General features: G+C 60.3%; 18 protein-coding genes. 14 read left to right on the forward strand and 4 right to left on the reverse strand.

What is annotated here, in order from left to right:
• Positions 1-310: 310 nt before the first annotated feature.
• The 12 genes from AFERRID_RS04290 to AFERRID_RS04340 all read left to right on the forward strand — a co-directional run bounded on the left by AFERRID_RS04290 (position 311) and on the right by AFERRID_RS04340 (position 16942).
• Positions 311-1774 carry a circularly permuted type 2 ATP-grasp protein gene (locus AFERRID_RS04290; RefSeq protein WP_113527551.1) on the forward strand — a complete coding sequence of 488 codons (1464 nt, stop codon included), beginning with the start codon at positions 311-313 and terminating at the stop codon, positions 1772-1774.
• The gene (locus AFERRID_RS04295) at positions 1759-2745 is read left to right on the forward strand and encodes an alpha-E domain-containing protein (RefSeq protein WP_113527552.1); all 987 of its coding nucleotides are present in this window, start codon (positions 1759-1761) and stop codon (positions 2743-2745) included. Before AFERRID_RS04290 ends, AFERRID_RS04295 begins: the two co-directional genes overlap by 16 nt.
• Positions 2746-2783: 38 nt before the next feature.
• Positions 2784-6146: a transglutaminase family protein gene (locus AFERRID_RS04300; RefSeq protein WP_126604424.1), complete on the forward strand. Its 3363-nt coding sequence runs from the start codon at positions 2784-2786 to the stop codon at positions 6144-6146.
• Positions 6147-6603: 457 nt separating this feature from the next.
• Positions 6604-8538, forward strand: a complete 1935-nt coding sequence (locus AFERRID_RS04305; RefSeq protein ID WP_126604425.1) for a PrkA family serine protein kinase — start codon at positions 6604-6606, stop codon at positions 8536-8538.
• A gap of 277 nt (positions 8539-8815) precedes the next feature.
• On the forward strand, positions 8816-10132 hold the full coding sequence (locus tag AFERRID_RS04310) for an ammonium transporter (RefSeq protein ID WP_225981850.1): 1317 nt from the start codon (positions 8816-8818) through the stop codon (positions 10130-10132).
• 101 nt (positions 10133-10233) lie between these two features.
• Positions 10234-11538, forward strand: a complete 1305-nt coding sequence (locus AFERRID_RS04315) for a YeaH/YhbH family protein (RefSeq protein ID WP_113527555.1) — start codon at positions 10234-10236, stop codon at positions 11536-11538.
• Entirely contained in the window at positions 11531-12931 is a 1401-nt protein-coding gene (locus AFERRID_RS04320) for a SpoVR family protein (RefSeq protein WP_232027755.1), read from the forward strand. Before AFERRID_RS04315 ends, AFERRID_RS04320 begins: the two co-directional genes overlap by 8 nt.
• On the forward strand, positions 12880-13005 hold the full coding sequence (locus tag AFERRID_RS16320; RefSeq protein WP_456263961.1) for a hypothetical protein: 126 nt from the start codon (positions 12880-12882) through the stop codon (positions 13003-13005). Before AFERRID_RS04320 ends, AFERRID_RS16320 begins: the two co-directional genes overlap by 52 nt.
• A gap of 181 nt (positions 13006-13186) precedes the next feature.
• Positions 13187-14374, forward strand: a complete 1188-nt coding sequence (locus AFERRID_RS04325) for a porin (protein ID WP_126604426.1) — start codon at positions 13187-13189, stop codon at positions 14372-14374.
• A gap of 53 nt (positions 14375-14427) precedes the next feature.
• Entirely contained in the window at positions 14428-14766 is a 339-nt protein-coding gene (gene glnK / locus AFERRID_RS04330) for a P-II family nitrogen regulator (protein ID WP_113527613.1), read from the forward strand.
• A gap of 54 nt (positions 14767-14820) precedes the next feature.
• On the forward strand, positions 14821-16125 hold the full coding sequence (locus tag AFERRID_RS04335; protein ID WP_113527614.1) for an ammonium transporter: 1305 nt from the start codon (positions 14821-14823) through the stop codon (positions 16123-16125).
• A gap of 103 nt (positions 16126-16228) precedes the next feature.
• On the forward strand, positions 16229-16942 hold the full coding sequence (locus AFERRID_RS04340; protein ID WP_126604427.1) for a type 1 glutamine amidotransferase: 714 nt from the start codon (positions 16229-16231) through the stop codon (positions 16940-16942).
• A 4-nt stretch (positions 16943-16946) separates the two neighbouring features.
• Here AFERRID_RS04340 and AFERRID_RS04345 read toward each other — a convergent pair whose 3' ends face one another.
• Positions 16947-17333 carry a hypothetical protein gene (locus AFERRID_RS04345; RefSeq protein WP_113527616.1) on the reverse strand — a complete coding sequence of 129 codons (387 nt, stop codon included), beginning with the start codon at positions 17331-17333 and terminating at the stop codon, positions 16947-16949.
• Between the two features lie 247 nt (positions 17334-17580).
• Here AFERRID_RS04345 and AFERRID_RS04350 point away from each other — a divergent pair, with 247 nt between their 5' ends.
• Complete coding sequence (locus AFERRID_RS04350) at positions 17581-17952, forward strand: glycine zipper domain-containing protein (RefSeq protein WP_012537475.1); 372 nt, start codon at positions 17581-17583, stop codon at positions 17950-17952.
• 398 nt (positions 17953-18350) lie between these two features.
• Complete coding sequence (locus tag AFERRID_RS04355; protein ID WP_232027757.1) at positions 18351-19349, forward strand: septal ring lytic transglycosylase RlpA family protein; 999 nt, start codon at positions 18351-18353, stop codon at positions 19347-19349.
• Here the strand turns inward: AFERRID_RS04355 and AFERRID_RS04360 are convergent.
• The 3 genes from AFERRID_RS04360 to AFERRID_RS04370 all read right to left on the reverse strand — a co-directional run bounded on the left by AFERRID_RS04360 (position 19330) and on the right by AFERRID_RS04370 (position 22229).
• Positions 19330-19638: a superinfection immunity protein gene (locus AFERRID_RS04360; protein ID WP_113527618.1), complete on the reverse strand. Its 309-nt coding sequence runs from the start codon at positions 19636-19638 to the stop codon at positions 19330-19332. The two genes, AFERRID_RS04355 and AFERRID_RS04360, sit on opposite strands and share 20 nt — an antisense overlap.
• Positions 19635-20882 carry a voltage-gated potassium channel protein gene (gene kch, locus AFERRID_RS04365; RefSeq protein WP_172959334.1) on the reverse strand — a complete coding sequence of 416 codons (1248 nt, stop codon included), beginning with the start codon at positions 20880-20882 and terminating at the stop codon, positions 19635-19637. The genes AFERRID_RS04360 and kch overlap by 4 nt, the downstream gene beginning before the upstream one ends.
• Before the next feature lie 180 nt (positions 20883-21062).
• Positions 21063-22229 (reverse strand): D-alanyl-D-alanine carboxypeptidase family protein, encoded by a 1167-nt coding sequence (locus AFERRID_RS04370; protein WP_126604428.1) that lies wholly within the window; start codon positions 22227-22229, stop codon positions 21063-21065.
• Positions 22230-22272 lie beyond the last annotated feature (43 nt).

Genomic DNA, 22272 nt, shown 5'->3' on the forward strand with positions numbered 1-22272 from the left:
CGAAATCAGCCCTGCACTACGGCTGAGCCAAGCGCACCGTATTGGTGCATATCTCTTCTTGACTGCGGCACGGTCCCGCCGGAAATCCGCCATTCGGGTGCAACCGGCATCCAAGGACCACGAACTGCGGGAAATGTGATGGTTGGTGACCGGAGAACGAGGCGATCGCCCAGCCGGCATCTGGCATAATCTTTGCTGATATCATCCCAGCGACCACAGCACAGCCCGATCCGGCACCGGAACGAGGACGTCGTCTCACCGCCATATTCAGAAGCGTGAGCGTGCATCACGCGAAGAGGAGAACTGGTTTATGGATTGGCTGAGCAAGCATTATCAACAGCAGAAGAGTTACGATGAACTGGTAGGCGAAGGTGGGGTGCCACGTCTGCCCGCAGCCCCCCTGTTTGACTACCTCAGCACCCTGGACGGTAGTGAACTGCGTGCCCGCCGACAGGCCGCCGATGCCGCGATCCTCGCCATGGGTATCACCTTCACGGTGTACAGCGAGGCAGGCGATATCGACCGCGCCTGGCCCTTTGATATCATCCCCCGCATTCTCTCCCGGCGAGAATGGGTGCGCATCGAAGAAGGGCTCAAGCAGCGTTTACAAGCCCTCAACCTCTTTATCGACGACATCTATAACGCACAGCGTATCGTTGTGGACGGTGTTTTCCCGGCCGAGGTCCTGGCCAGTTCCCGTAATTTCCGGGAGGCCTGTCGCGGCGTGCGTCCACCTTTCGGAGTCTGGGCCCACATCTGTGGGAGCGATCTGGTCCGCGATGCGGACGGCACGATCTATGTTCTGGAGGACAACCTGCGGGTTCCCTCCGGCGTCTCCTACATGCTGGAAAATCGACAGATCATGAAGCGGCTCTTTCCTGAACTATTCAAGTCCTCCACGATCCTGCCCGTGGACGACTACCCCAACCGGCTCTACGACACCTTGGCCGCGCTGTCGCCACGCGAGGGTGAACGGCCCGTGGTCGCCGTGCTTACCCCGGGCATCTACAACTCGGCCTACTTCGAGCACAGTTATCTGGCGCAGCAAATGGGGGCATATCTGGCGGAGGGCGCGGATTTCTTCGTCAGCAGGGACGATATCGTTTATCTCCGGACCATCTCCGGTCCGCAGCGGGTGGATGTGATCTACCGCCGCATCGACGACGAATATATGGACCCCGAGGTCTTCCTCTCCGATTCCGTTCTGGGTATTCCCGGATTGCTGCGCGCCTGGCGACGCGGCACGGTCGCCATTGCCAACGCCCCCGGTGCCGGGGTCGCCGATGACAAGGTGGTATACGCCTTCGTGCCCGATATCATCCGCTACTATCTGGGCGCCGAACCCATCCTGCCCAACGTGCCGACCTACTTGTGCATGCGTGACGCAGACCGCGATTATGTACTGAGTCACCTGCACGAACTGGTGGTCAAACCGGCCAACGAGTCAGGCGGTTACGGCATGCTCATCGGACCGCGCGCCACATCCGAAGAGCGTGGGCGCTTTGCGGAACTGATCACCGCTAACCCGCGTAATTATATCGCCCAGCCCACCCTGAATCTTTCCACCGCGCCAACCCTGGTGGAAGACCATCTGGAAGCCCGCCATCTCGACCTGCGCCCCTTTATCCTGCAGGCGGACAAGCTGTATGTGACCACCGGCGGCCTGACCCGGGTGGCCATGCAACCGGGGTCGCTGGTGGTGAACAGCTCCCAGGGCGGCGGCAGCAAAGACACCTGGATTGTCGATGAGGAGGCCCCATGCTTTCGCGCGTAGCTGAAAACCTGTACTGGATGGCCCGCTATCTGGAGCGGACCGAAGACATGGCCAGACTGATCAACGCCACCACACTGCTGCTGCTCGACCTGCCCCAGGGCGCCGAGTTCGGCTGGGACATTCTCTTGCAGGTGACGGGCGACGCCAAACTCTACACGGAACACTACGGCACGCCGGAGGAAGGCCGCATCATGCGGTTTCTCATTGCCGACGAGCGCAACCCCAACTCGGTGATGGCCGCCATCCATCAGGCCCGGGAGAATTGCCGCACCTTCCGCGACCTGCTTCCCGCCGAGTTCTGGGAGCGCCTGAACACCCTTTTCCTCTTCGTCCGCGAACATGCCGACACCAGTTCAGACAGCCGTCATGCACGTTATGCCTTTCTCAGCGAGGTCATTTCCCGACGCCACGCCCTGGTTGGGCTGCTCATCAGCAGCATGAGCCAGGACAACGTCTACCAGTTCATCAAGCTGGGCCGCAACATGGAACGCGCCGACATGACCACCCGCATCGTCGACGTGACCAGCGCCGTGATTCTGCCCCAGGACCAGGGGCTACAGAAAACGACCACCAGCAGCCTCTGGCTGGGCGTATTGCGTGCGCTCAGCGCCTTTGAGATGTACCGCCGTCATGTCTCGGTACAGGTGCGCAGCAATCAGGTGGTAGACTACCTGCTCAAGGATAACAAGTTTCCGCGCAGCATGAAGTACTCCCTGGGGGAGATGGAGGTGGCGCTCGCCTATCTGCCCAACGCGGGCATCCCCGCCGAGGCCGTGCGCCGCGCGCGGCGGCGTCTGGATGTCCTGAAACTGGCGAATTTGCGCCCGGACCTGCTCCACGAGTACCTGGATCAGGCACAGAAAGATCTCGCCATGGTGCACCGCACGATTCACGACACCTATTTTGCCCGGGATGATACCGGTTTCGGCGGAGTGCCGAGCGGGCTGCTCCTGAATGCCGCGCAAGCCTGACCGCAGACGCGGCCCCACCCACTTCGGAGGAAATCATCATGGGCATCCATGTCGTACTGCGCCACCAGACCGAGTATGACTTCGACCGGCTGGTGGAAATCCACCCCCATGTGCTGCGCCTGCGCCCCGCGCCCCATTGTCGCACCCCGATCCTGGCCTACTCCCTCCATGTCGAACCGGGCAAGCATTTTCTCAACTGGCAACAGGACCCATTCGGCAACTACCAGGGGCGCCTGGTCTTTCCCGAGCGTGCGCGCTCGCTGAAGGTGGAGGTAGAGGTCATCGCCGATCTGACCGTGATTGACCCCTTTGATTTCTTCATCGAACCTGAGGCCGAACACTGGCCCTTCGCCTATGACCCCATTCTCCGCAAGGAACTCGCACCCTACCTGGAAGAGGAAGAGGCCGGCCCGTTGCTACGGCGTTTTCTACTCGATATCCGCCGCCAGCGCCAGCGTACCGTGGATTTTCTCGTGGCCATCAATCAACGCCTGCAGGGACAGATCGGCTATACCCTGCGCATGGAGGCCGGGGTGCAGACACCGGAGGAGACCCTGGAAAAGGCCAGTGGCTCCTGCCGCGACAGTGCCTGGCTGCTGGTGCAGGTGCTCCGCCACATGGGCCTCGCAGCGCGCTTCGTGTCCGGCTATCTGGTGCAACTGGTAGCCGATCAGGCGCCCCTGGACGGACCCGCAGGCCCCGCCAGCGATTTCACTGATCTCCATGCCTGGGCAGAAGTTTACGTCCCCGGCGCCGGCTGGATCGGTCTCGACCCGACCTCCGGACTGTTTGCCGGAGAGGGCCACATCCCGCTCGCCTGTACCCCGCATTATCAAAGCGCGGCCCCCATTACCGGCGCCACCGGTGCCTGCAAGGCCGAGTTTCACTTCGCCAACACCGTGACCCGCCTGCTGGAAACGCCTCGCGTCACCAAGCCGTACACCGACGGGCAATGGGAACAGATCATGGGCCTGGGCGATGCGCTGGACAAGCGTTTTCAGGCCGCCGACATGCGCCTCACCATGGGCGGCGAGCCCACCTTCGTGGCCACGGAAGGAGTGGATGCCGCCGAATGGAATCAGGACGCCCTTGGCGACCACAAGCGGGAACGCGCCGAAACGCTGGTGCGTCGCCTCGGCCAGCGCTTCGCGCCCGGCGCACTGCTGCACACGGGTGAGGGCAAATGGTATCCCGGTGAACCGCTGCCGCGTTGGGCGCTCGGTCTATACTGGCGCAAGGATGGTATCCCCCTGTGGGGCGATCCCCGACTGCTCGCCGATCCATTGCACGACTACGGCTGGCAGGCCGATGACATCCACAATTTCGCCTGTACCCTGACCCGCTATCTGCAACTCGACAGTGACCGTCTGCTGCCCGCTTACGAGGATGCCTGGCATATTCTGCATCAGGAGGGCCGCACTCCGATCAATATCGATCTCAGCACCCATCGCCTCGACGACCCGCTGGAACGCCAGGCGCTGATCGGCAAATTGCAGGCGGGACTCGATCAGCCGGTGGGCTGGGTGCTGCCCCTCGCCTGGGAATGGAAACAGCAGCGCTGGTACTCGGCGCCGTGGAGTTTCCGGGGCGGGCGGCTGGTTCTGCTGCCTGGCGACTCCCCGCTGGGCATGCGTCTGCCCCTCGACAGCCTGCCCTGGGTCGTCGAAGCCCATAAAAAATGGCAGCCGGACCCTGACCCCTTCGCGCCGATGCAGCCATTGCCGGATATCCACGGCGATATCGCCGCGCGCTACAGCCATGTCCCTGAAGCGCAGCCATCGTCCACGGCGGACCAGCAACGCTGGGAGGAGATCCCCCATACCGCAGTCACCCTGGAAATCCGCAAAGGCTGCCTGTACTGCTTCTTTCCGCCCTTGCAGGTGACGGAACACTATCTGTACCTGCTCAGCGCGGTCGAACACAGCGCCACCGAACTCCATATGCCGGTGGTCATCGAGGGTTATGCGCCGCCCAGCGATCCACGGGTGGAGAAGCTGCTCGTCACCCCCGATCCCGGGGTCATCGAAGTCAATATCCATCCTTCCACGCACTGGCAGGAGATGGTGGAAAAGACCACGGCCCTCTATGATGACGCCCACGCCTGCCGGCTGACCGCCGAAAAATTCATGCTGGACGGGCGCCATACCGGAACTGGCGGCGGCAATCACATGACACTCGGCGCCGCCACCCCCGGCGACAGTCCCTTTTTGCGCCGCCCCGATCTGCTGCAGAGCCTCATCACCTACTGGCAGCACCACCCGGCCCTGTCCTACTTTTTCAGCGGCATGTTTATCGGCCCCACCAGTCAGTCGCCGCGGGTGGATGAGGCGCGCCATGAGGCCCTTTACGAGCTGGAGATCGCTTTTGCTCAGGTGCCGCCCGGCATCGTGCCGCAGCCATGGCTGGTGGACCGTCTCTTCCGCAATCTGCTGGTGGACATCACCGGCAACACCCACCGCGCCGAAATCTGCATCGACAAGCTCTATTCGCCGGCCGGGGCCGCCGGCAGGCAGGGACTGGTGGAACTACGGGCCTTCGAGATGCCGCCCCACGCCCGCATGAGCCTTGCGCAGCAACTGCTGGTGCGCAGCCTCTTGCTGCGATTCTGGGAAACCCCCTATCGCCATGAACTGGTGCGCTGGGGCACCACCCTCCACGATCGCTTCATGCTACCCCATTATATCTGGGAAGATCTGCGCGAAATTTGCGCGGACCTGCAGGAACACGACATTCCCTTCCAACTCGACTGGCTGGCGCCCTTCTCCGAGTTTCGCTTTCCACGATACGGTCACATCCGGATCGGCGAGATCGACATCGAGTTGCGCGCCGCCATCGAACCCTGGCACGTTCTCGGCGAAGAGATGACGGGTAGCGGCACGGCGCGCTATGTGGACTCCTCGGTCGAACGGCTGCAGGTACGGGTAACGGGCATGACTCCGGGGCGCCATGTGCTCGCCTGCAACGGACGACGGGTGCCACTGCAGGCCACTCGTGCGCACGAAGCGCAGGTGGCCGGGGTACGCTACCGCGCCTGGCAACCGCCATCCGCGCTGCACCCCACCATTCCGGTGCATACGCCGTTGACTTTCGACCTGATCGACACCTGGAACGGAAGTAGCGTAGGCGGTTGCAGCTACCACGTCATGCATCCCGGCGGGCGCAATCCGGAGGCCTTCCCGGTCAATGCCTGGGAAGCGGAGGCGCGGCGCCAGAGCCGCTTCACCACGACCGGCCACAGTCAGGGTCCGCAACCGGAGCCGATCCTGCAGGGTCAGGGCGAGAGCCTTTTCGTGCCAACCGGCAGCGGTGAGCACGCTTGGCTGCCCCCCCATGCGGAAGATCAACCTGACTATCCCCATACCCTGGACCTACGCATGGCGCGGCCCATGGCATCGAGCTGAAAGGCTGCATCGAATATGGCACGCTTCCTGCTACATAAATACTGATCATGGTCATGTGATCACTCCTCCTCAAGTGGCTTCCAGGGCGGTTATTCCGCCCTTTTTTTCGTCCTCAGGGCGAACGTCATTGAAAATAATATGTAGAACAATATGTTAAAAACACTCGCCATTCTCGAACCAAGCGTCTCCCGGGGATAGAGCACCCGCGCTGCACTGGCGCACCCCCAGGATCTGCACCATACTTGTGCAATGGCGCACCACTCCAGCGCACCCTATTCGGGGTGATTGCACACGATCATCTCCATGGTAGAACGGCAGGCGACTGGAGCAGCAAATGTCAAACTGGCACAGGAAATGCTAGTTTCATGGTGTACACGGGGTCTTCCCCATAGCGAACCGCGACGACCGATGCCGGTCTAACCAATCGCAGACGCGGCAATGCCGCAAGGAGTGGCAAATGGCGTTATTCGACCGTTACCAGGAGCGTTTCCTGCAGCAGCAGGAAGTCACCCTTTCCATCGATGAGTATCTGGACCTTTGTGCCCGGGATCCCATGGCTTACGCCACCGCCGCGGAGCGGATGCTGGCGGCCATCGGCGAGCCACAGGTGGTGGACACCCAGGCTGATCCCCGGCTGTCGCGTATTTTCATGAACCGTAAACTGCTCACCTATCCCGCCTTCAAGGACTTCTATGGCATTGAAGACGTGGTGGAAAACCTCGTCGCGTATTTTCGTCACGCAGCGCAGGGACTGGAAGAGCGTAAACAGATTCTCTATCTGCTCGGTCCGGTGGGCGCCGCCAAATCGTCTCTGGCGGAGCGCCTGAAAAACCTGATGGAGCACTATCCCATCTATTGCCTCGCCGCCCATGGCAGGGTATCGCCACTCTTCGAGTCACCCCTCGGTCTCTTTGACCGGGATGAGGATGGCCCGGTGCTGGAAGACCGCTTCGGCATTCCCTCCCGCGCCCTCAATGGCGTAATGTCGCCCTGGGCCGCCAAACGGCTGCGCGAGTTCGGTGGTGACATTCGTAAGTTCACCGTGCACCGCCTGATGCCGTCGCAGTTGCACCAGATCGGCATCACCAAGGTGGAACCGGGCGACGAGAACAATCAGGATATTTCCAGCCTCGTCGGCAAAGTGGATATTCGCAAGCTGGAAGATTTCTCCCAGGACGATCCCGACGCCTATGCCTATGCGGGCGGCCTCAATGTCGCCACCCAGGGCGTGCTGGAGTTCGTCGAGATGTTCAAGGCGCCCATCAAGATGCTCCACCCCCTGCTGACGGCCACCCAGGAGGGCACCTACAACGGTACCGAAGGTTTTGGCGCCATGCCCTTCCAGGGCATCATCCTGGCCCACAGCAATGAATCGGAATGGTCTGCTTTCCGCAACAACAAGCGCAACGAGGCTTTCCTCGACCGCGTCTATATCGTCAAGGTGCCCTATTGCCTGCGCGTCACCGAGGAGACGCAGATCTACCGCAAGCTCCTCGAAAGCAGCGCCCTCAACGCCGCCCCCTGTGCCCCCGACACCATGGACATGCTGGCTCGTTTCTCCGTCCTCAGTCGTCTCAAGGAACCCGGCAACAGCAGCCTGTGGTCCAAGATGGAGGTCTACGATGGCAAGTCCCTCAAAGATCGGGACCCCAAGGCCAAAAGCCTGCAGGAGTATCGTGACGCATCCGGCGTGGACGAGGGCATGGACGGCATTTCCACGCGCTTCGCTTACAAAATCCTGTCACGCACCTTCAACTTTGACGGCGACGAGATAGCGGCCAACCCGGTACACCTCCTGCATGTGCTGGAAACACAGGTCCGTGCCGAACAGTTTCCGGCAGAACTGGAATCCCGCTATCTCGCCTTCCTCAAGACCGAATTGGCCCCCCGTTATGCCGAGTTCCTCGGTCTGGAAATTCAGAAGGCCTATCTGGAGAGCTATGGCGATTACGGCCAGAATCTCTTTGACCGCTATATCCAGTACGCCGATTTTTGGCTGCAGGATACGGAATTCCGTGACCCCGATACCGGGCAACTCATGGACCGCAGCCTGCTCAACGAAGAACTGGAAAAAATCGAGAAACCGGCGGGCATCGCCAACCCCAAGGATTTTCGCAACGAAGTAGTAAACTTTGTGCTGCGGGTCAAGGCATCCAACGACGGCGTCAGCCCGGCCTGGACCAGTTATGAGAAGCTGCGCGCAGTCATCGAGAAGAAGATGTTTGCCAATACCGAGGATCTGCTACCGGTGATTTCCTTCGGCAAGAAGAGCTCCTCGGATGACGAACGCAAACATCAGGACTTTGTCGCACGCATGACTTCCAAGGGCTACACCGAAAAGCAGGTACGCCTGCTGGTGGACTGGTATATGCGTTATCGCAAGCATCATTAGAGGCTGTGCCATCGCAAAGAGGGCCAACGGCCCGCGCTTCGACCTGTCCCGATCTCCTGCCCGCACCCGCGGGCTTTTTTTGCCGGGATGGCCGACTCCACCGGCGCGCAGCGGATAGAGCGCACTATTTTGGTGCGCTCGGCATTCCCGGCCTCCTGTCACAATCCATAAGCCCTTATTTTTCGTTATCCTGCCCGGCTTGCACACTTATTGCTTGACGCTATCTGAGTAAGCACGGGGCGAACAGCCCCATAACGGGCAAAAAAGGAGCGACAAGATGCAGAAGGGAGCGAAACACCCATTTTTACCGGTGGCGTCGGGAATCGGCGCATGGATATGGTTGGCCAGCCCGCTGGCCCAGGCCGATACCACCCCACCCTTTAACAGCGGCGATACGGCATGGATGCTGAGCTCCACGGCTCTGGTGCTGCTCATGACCGTCCCCGGCCTGGCCCTCTTTTATGCGGGCATGGTGCGCAAGAAAAATGTCCTGGCCACGGCGGCGCAGAGTTTCGCCATCACGGCCCTGGTTTCCGTACTGTGGATGTTCATAGGCTACTCACTGACCTTCACCTCAGGCAATGCGTTCATGGGCGGGCTGAGTCGACTTTTCCTCAACGGCATGGGCCTGGATTCCGCCAATGGTCTGGCCCCCACCATTCCGGAATCGGTGTACATGACCTTTCAGATGACCTTCGCCATCATCACGCCGGCCCTGATTGTCGGCGCCTTTGCCGAACGGATGAAGTTCTCCGCCCTGCTCTGGTTCACCGGCCTCTGGTCGTTGCTGGTCTATGCGCCCATCGCGCATATGGTCTGGGGCCCAGCCGGCTGGCTGGCTGCGGATGGCGTCCTCGATTACGCGGGCGGCACCGTGGTGCATATCAACGCCGGTATCGCCGGGCTGGTCGCAGCGCTCGTCATGGGCAAGCGGATCGGTTACCGCCATGACACCATGCACCCCAATAATCTGATGTATACCCTGATCGGCGCATCCCTGCTCTGGGTGGGCTGGTTCGGCTTCAACGCCGGTTCGGCGGTCGCCGCCAGCGACCGCGCGGGGATGGCCATGGCTACCACCCAGATTGCCACCGCCGTGGCAGCCCTCTCCTGGATGTTTGCGGAATGGCTGGCGCGCGGCAAGCCGACGGTGCTGGGCATGACTTCTGGCGCCGTAGCCGGTCTCGTCGCGATCACCCCAGCCTCGGGTTTTGTCGGCCCCATGGGTGCATTGTGGATCGGTCTTGCGGCGGGCGTCATCTGTTTCTGGGCTGCGGTCTACCTGAAGAACCGGTTGGGTTACGACGATTCTCTGGATGCCTTCGGCGTCCATGCCATCGGCGGTATCATCGGCGCGTTGCTGACCGGCGTTTTCGCGGTGAAAGCCATCGGTGGTACAGCGGGTATGCTGGAAGGGAATACCGGACAACTGCTCATTCAGGCGACGGGTGTTGGTGTCACGATTGTCTATGACGCCATCGTCAGCTTCATCATCCTCAAGGTCATCGACTGGACCCTGGGCCTGCGCGTCATAGGGGAGCAGGAACGGGAGGGGCTGGACATCACCCAGCACGGTGAGCAGGTCTACGAATAAACCGCGTTCCCGGTGGACCGTCCATGGGGGAGGTCCACCGTAACCATCCGCCCCATTTTAGGTCATAATGAGGGTGAGGCGTCGCCACCAGGGAGTCTGCCATGAGCATGATCATCGACCGGCGCAGTTCCGGAACCAGATCCACGGCCAATCAGGATCGTCTGCAAAGACGTGTCCGCGCCCGACTCAAGGTCGCTGTCGAAAAAATGGCCCGCTCCGGCTCCATTGAGGATCTGGCCAATACCGACCAACCCGTTTCCATCCCCACCCGCGATCTCCATGAACCCAGCTTTCGCCGCGACCTCGGCGATACCTCCTGGGAGCGGGTGTTACCCGGTAACAAGGAATATCAGCGTGGCGACGAAATCAACAAGCCCGAGGGGGGCGGTTCCGGCAAGGGTCGGGTGGGGTCTCCCGACGGCCTGGGAGAAGACGAAGTCGCCATCGTCCTCTCCGCCGACGAGTTTCTGGACCTGCTCTTCGACGGACTGGCGTTACCCAATCTGCGTAAAATGGCACAGGGGGATATCCAGGCCGATCAATGGCGGCGGGCGGGTTTCATCAAGGACGGCAGCCCCTCCCGCATGCACGTCGGCCGCACCATGCGTGCCGCCCGTGCCCGTCGGCTGGCTTTGCGTGCCGGAAAACGCCGCGAATTGCAGGATCTGCTGGATGCTCGCAACGTCCTGCAGGAAGAGATTCAAGACCGTCTGGCACAGAAGCAAGATGTCTCCGTAGAGCAGGAGCGCCTCAGCGAACTGGATCATCAGATTGACGCGTTGGAGCGCAAAATCAAAGCGATTCCATTCATCGACGAGGCCGACCTGCGCTTCGCCCATATCGACCAGCAACCCCACCCCATTACCAACGCGGTGATGTTCTGCGTCATGGACGTTTCGGGCAGTATGGGTGAAAAGGAAAAAGACCTGGCCAAGCGCTTCTTTCTGCTGCTGTATCTGTTTCTGCACCGGCATTATCAGGCGGTGCAGATGGTCTTCATCAAGCACCACAGCACCGCCTCGGAGTGCAGTGAACAGGCCTTTTTCGGCGCCCGCGAGGGAGGTGGGACGCTGGTCTCTCCGGCCATCATCCTGAGTGAAGAAATCATGCAACAACGCTTCCCCCCGGATCGATGGAATGTCTATCTGGCACAGGTATCCGACGGTGATAATTATTTTGCCGACAACGCCGTGGTGGAAGAGCACCTTCTGAACCTGCTGCCGCGCCTGCGCAACCTCTTCTATCTGGAGGTCAACCGGGACAGCGAGAGTGATCTGCTGCGACTCTACGATGCCATTGCCCAGGACTTCCCGGAGCTGGTCACCGCCCGCGCCAGCGAGCGCGAGGACATCTACCCGATGTTCCGGACACTCTTTGCCACTGAGGAGACGCCAAGCCATGTCTAGGTTCCTCTTTACCGACAATGACTGGACCTTCGCGCGGATCGATGCGGTCACCGAAGAAATTGCGGCCATCGCCGCGGAAGAACTTCAGCTCGACACCTATCCCAACCAGTTGGAGATCATCAGCGCCGAGCAGATGCTCGATGCCTATGCCTCCATCGGGCTTCCGGTCTATTACGCCCACTGGTCTTTCGGCAAGCAACGTGCCATCGAATCCGGGCAGTACCGTCGCGGCGAAATGGGTCTGGCGTATGAACTGGTGATCAACAGCAATCCCTGCATCAGCTACCTCATGGAAGAAAACACCATGACCATGCAGACTCTGGTGATCGCCCATGCGGCTTACGGGCATAACGCCTTTTTCAAGAACAATGTCTTCTTCCGGCAATGGACGGATGCGGAGGGCATTCTGGATTATCTGGCGTTCGCCCAGCGCTACATCGCCCGCTGCGAGGAGCGCTACGGGATCGAGGCGGTAACCGACGTATTGGATGCAGCCCATGCCATCAGCCGTAACGGCGTGGATCGCGGCCGCCGTCCGCGCCAGCTCTCGGCCCGCGAGGAAGAGCAACGCCGCGAAGAACGTGAACGCTACCTGCAGCAGCAGCTCCTGGAAATATGGCGCACCCTGCCTCCGCATGACACCAGCCAGCCCGTTGATGCCAACGTATTCCCGCCAGCCCCCCAGGAAAACCTGCTCTATTTCATCGAAAAAAACGCCCCACACCTGGAGGGCTGGAAGCGGGAAATACTGCGTATCGTGCGCAAGATCTCCCAGTATCTCTACCCCCAGGGACAGACCAAGATCATGAACGAGGGCTTCGCGTGCTTCGTGCATTACCATATCCTGCACAGCCTGCATGCCCGGGGGCTGATTACCGACGGCACCCTGCTGGAGTTTTACGCCAGCCACACCGCCGTCACCTTCCAGCCGGACTTTGATGATCCGCGCTACAGCGGAATCAACCCCTATGCCCTGGGTTTTGCCGTGTTCCAGGACATCAAGCGGATTTGTCTCGCGCCCACGGACGAAGACCGCCGCTGGTTTTCCTTTGCCGGAGACCCCGACTGGCGCAAGCAGATTCACTTCGCCATGCGCGAATTCCGTGACGAAAGCTTCATCCTGCAATACCTCTCGCCCAAGGTCATGCGCGACCTGCACCTCTTTGCCCTGAGCAACGACCCAGACGCTACGGCGTACCGGGTCAGCGCCATCCATGATGACTCGGGCTACCAGTATCTGCGCCAGGCTTTTGCCCGACAAATCGCTGAAAGCACCCGCCCGCCGGACATTCAGATCGTGTCTGTGGATCGCTGGGGGACCGACATCTGCGTCTACGGCAGATGGATCCTCAGCCCCTCGATCAGGATGAAGCCCAAAAGACCCTCCATTTGATTCACACCCTCTGGGGGTATGATGTGCATCTGAACATGGAAGAGCTTTCCCTGAGCGAATCCGGCACGCTCTGAAGATCCGATTCCGACAACCCCAAGGGTTGCACCATAATAGTGCATAGCGCATTGATATGGTGCACCAAATGCGGTCACTTCCTCGCCATTTTTCAAAAAACGTTACGTTATAGCCTGTTATAAGTTGGCACTAAGTTTGCTAGAAGCTCCCTGTAATTTCACACCAAAGGGAGCAGCAAACATGAAGAGTTCCAAACGGAGTTATGGTCATAAAATCATTCCGCTGACTGTACTCGCCCTATCGCCGCTGGCGATCGGGACTGGCCACGCATCGCCACTGGCCCTGCCCAGCCCGCTGACCTTCGAGGCGGGTCCACTGGGTAAACTCAATGTGCAAGGCGTGGCGAGCGGCTATGGCATCTGGCAGGACAACAAGTTCGCCCCCGCCGCCTCCGGCCCGGCAAACACTCCGGCAACCAAATCTGCGTCCGCCGACATCAGCAACGGTCAGGTGATCATCCAGAAGAACTCCGGTCTGGTGCAATTTTATCTGCAGGCAGGGGCGTATAACGTCATGACCCTGGGCTCCAGCTATTTCTCCACCGGTACCTTCACTCAGAACACCTTCGGCGCCCTGCCGGTCGGTTATCTTGAAATCGCCCCCACCGATAACTTCAATGTCCAGATCGGCAAACTCCCGACCCTGATCGGCGCCGAATACACCTTCAGCTACCAGAACTGGAACATCGAGCGCGGCCTGCTCTGGGGCCAGGAGAATGCCGTCAACAAAGGCATCCAGGCCAATTACACCATGGGGCCGGTCACCGCTTCCTTGTCTTGGAATGACGGTTTCTACTCCGATCGCTTCAACTGGGTGACGGGCGCCCTGACCTGGGCCATCAACAAGGAAAACAGTGTCTTCTTCCAGGCTGGCAGCAATATGGGACATACGAATTTCGCCTATTCGTCCATTGCCACCACGCCGCTACAGAACAACGAGAGCATTTACGACCTGGGTTATACCCATACCGGCGCAAACCTCGTCGTGACGCCTTATGTGCAGTATACCAGCGTGCCGGCGAGCGCAATTCAGGCGCTGGGTGCCGGCACCAGAAAGACCAGCACCTTCGGTGCCGCCATTCTTGCCGATTACAGCCTGACGGACAAAATCTCCGTCGCCGGGCGGGTGGAGTACATCAGCAACTCCGGCACTGCTACAGATGGTGCCGCCAACCTCACCGGCTTCGGCCCCGGTTCCCATGCCTGGTCGCTGACCGTGACGCCGACTTATCAGGACGGCGGCTTTTTCGCTCGGGCCGAGCTTTCTTATGTTACAGCATCCATGCAGAGCGGCACTGGTTTCTCGGGTACCAACGGCCTCGCCCAGAACCAACTCCGGGGCATGGTCGAAACCGGCTTCATGTTCTAACCCCCGGGGTCGTTGCCCCCGAGATGTTCCAACCCTGCGCAAGAGGTGTCGTCATGAAATTGATTACTGCCATAGTAAAACCCTTCAAGCTCGATGATGTCCGTGAGGCATTGTCGGCAGTCGGGATCCAGGGCCTCACGGTCACCGAAGTCAAAGGTTTCGGGCGCCAGAAAGGTCATACCGAACTCTACCGCGGCGCGGAATACGTGGTGGATTTTCTCCCCAAGGTCAAAATCGAGACGGTAATCAGCGATGACGTCGTCGACCAGGCCATTGAGGCCATCGAAAAAGGTGCCCGCACCGGCAAGATTGGTGACGGTAAAATCTTCGTCTCTGAAGTGCTGGAGACCATCCGTATCCGCACCGGGGAATCCGGCAATGATGCACTGTAATCACCTATAACCGTTTTACAACCGCTCCGAATCCTTATAGGGAGGAATTTCTTCATGTCAGTAGCTTGGCTTAATACCGGCGACAATGCGTGGCAGCTTACCGCAGCGACCGTCGTTGGCTTGCAGAGTGTTCCCGGGCTCGTCGTCCTGTACGCGGGCATCGTCAAGAAGAAGTGGGCCGTCAACTCCGCTTTTATGGCCTTTTATGCCTTTGCCGCAGTACTGATCGCATGGGTCCTCTGGGCCTACAATATGGGTTTCGGTAATCAGTGGTTTCCTTTTGTCGGCATGCCGCATTCCATCATCAGTATGCAGGATGAACTCAAACAGGCCCTGATCCCGGCCTCCAACACCAGCGCCGCCTTTCCCATGTCCACCATGGTATATTTCCAGTTTGTCTTTGCCGCCATTACTCTGGTGATCATGGCTGGCGCCGTATTGGGACGGATGAGCTTCAAGGCATGGATGATTTTCGTTCCCTTATGGCTCACCTTCTCCTATACCGTTGGCGCCTTCAGTTTGTGGGGTGGCGGTTTCCTCTCCAGCCTCGGCGTCATCGATTACTCCGGTGGTTATGTCATTCACCTCTCTGCAGGTGTCGCGGGCTTTGTGGCGGCCGCGGTGATTGGACCACGCCTCGCGCGTGACCGTGAAAACTTCCAGCCCAACAACGTACTGCTGATGCTGGTCGGTGCCGGTATCCTCTGGCTCGGATGGAACGGCTTCAACGGTGGTGATCCCTACGCTGCCAGCCGCGATGCCGGCGCGGCGGTGCTGAACACCAATATCGCCACAGCGGTCAGCGTCATCGTCTGGACCATCATGGATATCTTCTACTTCAAGAAGCCATCCGTCATCGGTGCTGTACAAGGCATGATCACCGGGCTGGTGGCTATCACCCCCGCGGCAGGTGTGGTCGATGGCTGGGGCGCGATAGCCATCGGCATCAGTTCCGGCATCATCCCCTGGCTCAGCATGAATCTGCTCGGTAAAACCGCGCTCTTCCGCAAGGTAGATGACACCCTGGGGGTCTTCCATACCCATGCGGTGGCGGGTCTCCTCGGTGGTATCATGACCGGTTTACTGGCGACCAAGGCGGGCTGTGCAGCTTTCGCCCTGAGCACCCCGGGCGGCGCCATCGAGGGCAACTGGCATCAGGTCTGGTTACAACTCGTCGGCGCAGCATTCATCATCGTGCTGAATATCATAGTGACGTACGTTCTGCTCAAGCTCATCAGCCTGATCGTGCCTCTGCGCATGACGGAAGAAGAGCTGCTGATCGGCGATGATGCGGTGCATGGCGAGGAAGCCTACGCCTTTTTCGGTGACGGCGAACGCCGGCCGGTGACTGGTGACTGAACGCTACCCCCGACATCTTTACGGTTATAATACGACACGGCGGGCAACCGCCGTTTTGTATGCCATCATGGCACCCCGACATCACTGAAGAAGGGCCTGCATCATGACCAGGATTCTTGTTTTACAGCATCATCCGGAAGAGGGGCTGGGAAGCCTGCACGATATTCTTGCGGCACAGGGGCATCGAACGGGCGTATATCGCCTGGATCTGGGCGTGCCGGCTCCCGATGACTTGGCCGACTATGGCGCCTTGATCATCATGGGTGGACCCATGAGCGTCCACGATACGGACCGGTACCCGTGGCTGCTCACCGAGCAACGAATCATTCGTCGGGCAGTGGTCGAAGAACTCCCCGTCCTGGGACACTGTCTCGGTGCGCAACTGATTGCCCAAGCGATGGGCGGCCAGGTAACCCCTAACCCGGATGGCCCGGAGATCGGCTGGTGGCCCGTCACCAAGACCCCGGAAGCAATGGGCAGCACCTGGTTAACAGAGCTTCCCGACACGTTTACGCTCTTTCACTGGCATGGCGAGACCTTTTCCCTGCCAGCCGGTGCAGTGCCCCTGCTTTCCAGCGACCTTTGCGCCCAGCAGGCCTTTGCCATCGGCAAGCACTGCCTGGCGCTTCAAGGCCACCCGGAGGTCACTCCCACCACGGTGCAAGCCTGGACGGAAAGCATGGCGCATGACTTGCAACAAGCCGGTGCGGGCGTACAGAGCCGCCAGACCATTCACGACCATCTGGAGCGCCGATGTGAAGCGTTGCTGGCCAGCGCCGCGGCCATCTACCGCCCGTGGTTGGAGCAGTTACGCTGACCGTTCAGGGCCGCGCAATGGCCTGCCCTACATACTGCCCCATCCAGTGCTCGATCTCTTCCACCTCACGGAGGTGCCCATACAGACCGATACGCGCCGAAAACTTTGTCACCGCAGCACCCTTGGTTTGCAGGGTGATCAGGATGGCGTTACCCTCTGGATCGTAGCCATGCACTTCTACGGTACTGGGATTGATCTGTTTGGATCCGGTAAACCGCATCCCCGCCTGGGGCAGTGCCCTCTCCGCCGCTGCCGTGACGACGCTGAGAGATGCCGGGTAAAAAGTATAGTACGGTACGGGGTTGACTTGCGGAGCCCAACTGGCGGTACAGCCACTCAACCCAAGAGCCAGCACCAAAGAAGCTACTGCAAGGCGTAAGGATAAGGTCATAGCATTCTCCATAGCGAAATTATGAGGCTGGTCCGGGGTGAACCCGGCTTTCCCATTATACGGCAAAAGACCGCGCAGGGGATTCCTTCGGGAAGGGACTCACCATAACGGCGCCCCCGCTGCCGGAGCAGGCATCGCGATCGATCAGGCCGGTGGGTGTACCCCATTCACCACACTGGCATACCCGTGGGATTTTGCATCATAATGAAATGTAACTGGCTCAAGACGATATAAGGAGATGATGACCATGAACACTGCACGCTGGTTAATGATTGCGGCACTGCCCCTGACGCTTGCGGGCTGCGCGAATAATCCCTACGCCACCAACGGCACTACGGCCAACACGGCGGGCGGCTCCCTGCTCGGCGCCGTCGCGGGCGCGGTCATCGGGAATCAAACCGGGTCGCCGCTGGCTGGTGCCGCCATCGGTGCCGGGCTGGGCGGACTCGCCGGTTACGGCCTCTCACACAGCCAGCAGCAGCCGGCGCCACAACCCGGCTATTATGCCGCGCCACAAGGTAACGTACCTTGCCCCTCCGGCTATGTGTGTACGCCAACGGCCCCGCAATACCAGCAGCCACCCGCCTGCCCGCCCGGATATACCTGCTCCCCGCAATAAGCGGAAACTAGCGAGGGTAGGCCGTCCCTCCGGCACCCCGCTGCAACCCACGCGGGGGAGAGCGGAGGGATGGCACGCTCCTGGGTGCCGGAGCCGCGCCGGCAATCTCCACGATAAAAGCGCTATGGCCCATAGCGGTAGAAGCCACAGCAGTACAGGCTGGTTTGCTGGCATTTCTAGTCCACAGCTTGAGAATAAACGGCCAACCCCTAGCCTTACTTAAATTTTTCAAATACTATGGCCTAGAATGTAGGGATATTTCCAGACGGAGACCGCGCATCGGCAAACGTCCAGAACGGTTCCGACCAGGGGGAAACATGCGCGTACGGTTCCATCTGCGGCTTTTGAGGCTAGGGGCTTTTGGCCTTGGTGCCGCAGCACTAGCGGGTTGTGCGAGCATGCCTGATCATGTTGCGGGCCAGCCGCGCAATAGCTACGGTTCGGCCATGGCGGGCTCGGGATATTCTACCGGACAGGACTGCTTTGCCACCGCGCCCAACCTGAATGCCGCCTACAACCAGCCTTATGAAATCAACGGTCGCTGGTACCATCCGCTCCGCGGTGACGCGGATTTCTCCGAAAATGGCATCGCCTCCTGGTACGACCGGCAGTCGTCCAGCGACGTGACCGCCATGGGTACCGCCTTCCACGCCCGGCAAATGACCGCCGCGAGCCGGACATTGCCACTACCATCGTGCGTGCGCGTCACCAACCTGAAGAACGGGCGCAGCATCGTCGTCCTGGTGAACGATCGCGGCCCCTTCGTGAGCGGCCGTATCATGGATATGTCCTATGGTGCCGCCAGCCGGTTGGGCATGCTCAGCCGAGGCACCACGCCGGTACATATTCAGGTGATTCCCAGCAGTCCGGCACCTGGCGCACCGCTGCCGAGGGTACTGCCCGTAGTCCAACGCACTGTGCCCGGAACGGTACCCGCACCGGTCCCGCAAGCGCCGGCGGCGATACCGGTACCGGCCTATACCGCCCCCTCCAATGCCAATGCCAAGCTGACGGCGGTGGTGGACGACACTTTTGCCAGCGGTCCGATTCGCGCCATGCCTGCCGCCGCCCGCACGGTCCCGCCCGCTCCCCTTCCCCCACATAGGGAGGCCACCGCCCATACTTTGGAACAGTGGCGGCAGACGCCGCGATCCGAGCAAATCTATCTGGAAACAGCAAGCCCCATGCATCTACAGACCGCGGTTCGTGAGCGCAGCAAGCTGCAGGATTTCGGCATAAGCACCGCGCAGATGGTGCCGGTATCCTCCACGACCGGGGGCGGGCTGTATAAGATCAAGATCGGTCCCATGGCCCCCACCGCGGCCCCGGAAGACTACGCGGCCAGCCTGCGACGCCTGCGCCTCGGTACCTTTGTGGTCAGCGAGCAGGAGGGTTAAAGGCATCGGTGCTCAGCCTGCGCGGGGGTGGTTCCCTCCGTTCGCCGAGAATGGCCCAGACAATCAGCGCGATCCAGGCGATGCCCGACCAGCCGAGCACGATGTTCAATATCAGCACCCACAGAAAATGCTCATGGTGGCGCGCGGCAGCGATGATGCTGGGGACAAAATAGATCAACAGACCGAGTATGGCAGCCAGCAGCCATACCACCGTGTGCAAAAATAGCGCCGCAATACCCAGTGCAATCAAGGCGAATATGGCAATGCTTATGGCGATCAACGCACTCAAGTCTCAGCTCCTTCCGCCTTCGCGGTAAACAATTTACTGATAATGGCATCTCCTGCCAGACTCTCACCGCTCAGGGCCAGCGCCAGCAGTTCCCCGCCCAACACTTCCGGAGAGATGATGAGATCGGCCCCGATCTGTCGCAGACGTTCCAGATGCTTACCGTTCTGAACCGCCGCCACGGTTTTCCCGGGAACACCCAACTCTCTCGCCGCGAGAATGATAAAGGCATTTTCACTGTCATTCGCCCGCAATGCGAGCACTCCCAGGGCATACTGGGCTCCCGCTCTGCGCAATACATCCAGGTCCGTTGCATCACCGATCATGAGATCTTCCGTGGCCATCCACTGTCGCTCCGGTAGCACGGACATCAGCACCAGCGCCGACAAATGCCTGGCGCGCAGGGCGCGGTAGGTATTCTGGGCCAACGCATTATCCCCGATGATCAGGTAGTGACTACGGTAACTGCGCCGTTTCTCTCCCATGAGCAGGCGCTGCATCCTGCCGTTCAGCAACGGTACGACAACCGCGGAAATAGAGGTTGCGAAAACGGTGATGCCCAGGATGATGATGGAGATGACAAAAATCCGGGCGTCTTCGCTTTTCGGCACGATATCTCCATACCCGACGGTGGACATGGTAACCACGGAGAAATACAGGGCATCCACCAGATTCATGATAGGCGGCGAAAAGCCTGCGCCCAGCACGTAACTGCCCAGTACCGCGTAACTCATCAGCAGCAAAATGGATATCGCTGCAAACAGGGTTCCCGCAGCCACGCTCGAATGCGCAAAATGGCGCCGAAACACCAGCAGCGCTATCAGGATCGCCGCATTGTAGGCAACGACGCCGCTCCACACAAAACCGTAGTGGTGCAGCAACATGGCCAGCATCGCGGCCGCCAATATCAGAGTAATGGCCCAGGAGAAGCGGGAGCGGAACAATAACCCGATGGCCATCAGCAACAGGACGATACCGACAATCGCCTCGGGTACCGTGCCCAGTGCCGATAAGAGCGGGGCCTGGGTCAGGCTGGCGGAGGGGGCAAGGCCTGCCAGCGCCGGAAAGATCCGGGTCAGGCGCGGCAAGGCATTCAGGATCGCCAGCCCCCCCAACAGCCCAACGGCCAGCGCCATCGGAATCTGTGGAAACCAGACATCCAGATTCAATACGACACGCGCCTTGGCCACGAAGCGAAAAAACCGCTGTCGCAGTGACCATCTCATCACATCGGGGATTCTGATCATGGACAGACCCTTACTTTCGGAGGCCGGACACTGCTCAGCCCAAACATCGTCCGTACGGAACTGTAGCATCTGCGGATCGCTGCAGCGACCTATGGCTGGCGCAGCACCCTGTGCATGCCGGCGCGAAGAACCGTCAGCTTTGGATTTCCAGGGGTGTGGACACGCCCGACGGCACGGAGATCACAGCCAGGATTCTCCTTCGTGTAACAGGCGGGTGAACCATCCCGCCGGCTGCACGGCGCTCCGTGCAACCACCGGCACACTCTGCAGGACATGGCCGTGCCAACGGACAGACAGGGTACCGATGGGTGCACCGGCGCGAATCGGCGCCTTGAGACCGGCGGCGGGAATAAACCGCGTGTGCAGCCCGACACCCTGCTGTTTGGGTTCAGACACCACGACGGCGCGGGTGGTCACCCCCTCCATCACTTCCGGACTCCAGTCCACATGACGGACTTGTGCGACTACCTGTCCGGCCTTATACAATGGAAGGTTCTGCCAGCCGTTCCAGCCATAATCCAGCAGCGCGCTCGCATCACTGCCCGCCGCACTGCGTGAAGGCGCCCCCAGCACGACGGCCACCAGGGTGCGTCCGCCGCGGGTCGCGCTGACATCCAGATCCCAACTGTTCTTTGCCGCCAGGCCGACACCCAGACCATTGATGTTTTCCTGACCGGCCAGCGGGTTGTAGTTGTACTGGGTGATATGGTTGTAAGTGTAAGAGACCTTCCCCGCCACCTGTAACACCTGCGGATACGCCTGGATCAAGTGTTTCGAGAGTCGCGCGACATCCAGCGCTGTACTGGTCTGGCCCGGCTGGGGCAAACCATCGGGGTTGGTAAAGTGGGTGTGTTGCAGCCCCATCGCCGCCGCGTCGTGATTCATCAGATCGACGAAACCACCGACGCTGCCGGCCACCGTTTGGGCGATGGCGACAGCCGCATCATTCCCCCCGTCAATCAACAGACCATGCTCCAGTTGGCTCATGGTCACCGGCAGGTGGGGCTGAATAAACATGCGCGAACCCTGCGCATGCCAGGCCTCGTTGGAGACATGAACCCGCCGCTGCGGCGGCACCAGTCCCTGCTTTTCCGCCTGATACATGACGTAGGCCGTCATTAACTTGACCAGCCCGGAAGGGTTGAGGGGTTTTTCGGCGTTCTCCGCCACCAGTACCTGACCGCTGTTCACATCCAGGAGAACCGCGCCCTGTATGCCCGTCAGTTGGGGCGCCGGCATGGGTGGCGGCGGGGGCAGGGTTGGCAAGGGGGGTAAATTCGGGGTCGCCGCGTTGGCGCCCCCCCACACAAGCAGCGCCACGAGGGCCAGAATGTTTGGCGATTTCATTGTTTTTGGCGGTTCTTCATCCGGCGGATAACACTGGGTTGGA

The sequence above is a fragment of the Acidithiobacillus ferridurans genome (assembly GCF_003966655.1).
GTDB lineage: Bacteria > Pseudomonadota > Gammaproteobacteria > Acidithiobacillales > Acidithiobacillaceae > Acidithiobacillus > Acidithiobacillus ferridurans.

Coding starts and splice junctions, on each gene's coding strand:
- AFERRID_RS04290 (WP_113527551.1), top strand. CDS start 311: ATGGATTGGCTGAGCAAGCATTATCAACAGCAGAAGAGTTACGATGAA.
- AFERRID_RS04295 (WP_113527552.1), top strand. CDS start 1,759: ATGCTTTCGCGCGTAGCTGAAAACCTGTACTGGATGGCCCGCTATCTG.
- AFERRID_RS04300 (WP_126604424.1), top strand. CDS start 2,784: ATGGGCATCCATGTCGTACTGCGCCACCAGACCGAGTATGACTTCGAC.
- AFERRID_RS04305 (WP_126604425.1), top strand. CDS start 6,604: ATGGCGTTATTCGACCGTTACCAGGAGCGTTTCCTGCAGCAGCAGGAA.
- AFERRID_RS04310 (WP_225981850.1), top strand. CDS start 8,816: ATGCAGAAGGGAGCGAAACACCCATTTTTACCGGTGGCGTCGGGAATC.
- AFERRID_RS04315 (WP_113527555.1), top strand. CDS start 10,234: ATGAGCATGATCATCGACCGGCGCAGTTCCGGAACCAGATCCACGGCC.
- AFERRID_RS04320 (WP_232027755.1), top strand. CDS start 11,531: ATGTCTAGGTTCCTCTTTACCGACAATGACTGGACCTTCGCGCGGATC.
- AFERRID_RS16320 (WP_456263961.1), top strand. CDS start 12,880: ATGGATCCTCAGCCCCTCGATCAGGATGAAGCCCAAAAGACCCTCCAT.
- AFERRID_RS04325 (WP_126604426.1), top strand. CDS start 13,187: ATGAAGAGTTCCAAACGGAGTTATGGTCATAAAATCATTCCGCTGACT.
- glnK (WP_113527613.1), top strand. CDS start 14,428: ATGAAATTGATTACTGCCATAGTAAAACCCTTCAAGCTCGATGATGTC.
- AFERRID_RS04335 (WP_113527614.1), top strand. CDS start 14,821: ATGTCAGTAGCTTGGCTTAATACCGGCGACAATGCGTGGCAGCTTACC.
- AFERRID_RS04340 (WP_126604427.1), top strand. CDS start 16,229: ATGACCAGGATTCTTGTTTTACAGCATCATCCGGAAGAGGGGCTGGGA.
- AFERRID_RS04345 (WP_113527616.1), bottom strand. CDS start 17,333: ATGACCTTATCCTTACGCCTTGCAGTAGCTTCTTTGGTGCTGGCTCTT.
- AFERRID_RS04350 (WP_012537475.1), top strand. CDS start 17,581: ATGAACACTGCACGCTGGTTAATGATTGCGGCACTGCCCCTGACGCTT.
- AFERRID_RS04355 (WP_232027757.1), top strand. CDS start 18,351: ATGCCTGATCATGTTGCGGGCCAGCCGCGCAATAGCTACGGTTCGGCC.
- kch (WP_172959334.1), bottom strand. CDS start 20,882: ATGATCAGAATCCCCGATGTGATGAGATGGTCACTGCGACAGCGGTTT.
- AFERRID_RS04370 (WP_126604428.1), bottom strand. CDS start 22,229: ATGAAATCGCCAAACATTCTGGCCCTCGTGGCGCTGCTTGTGTGGGGG.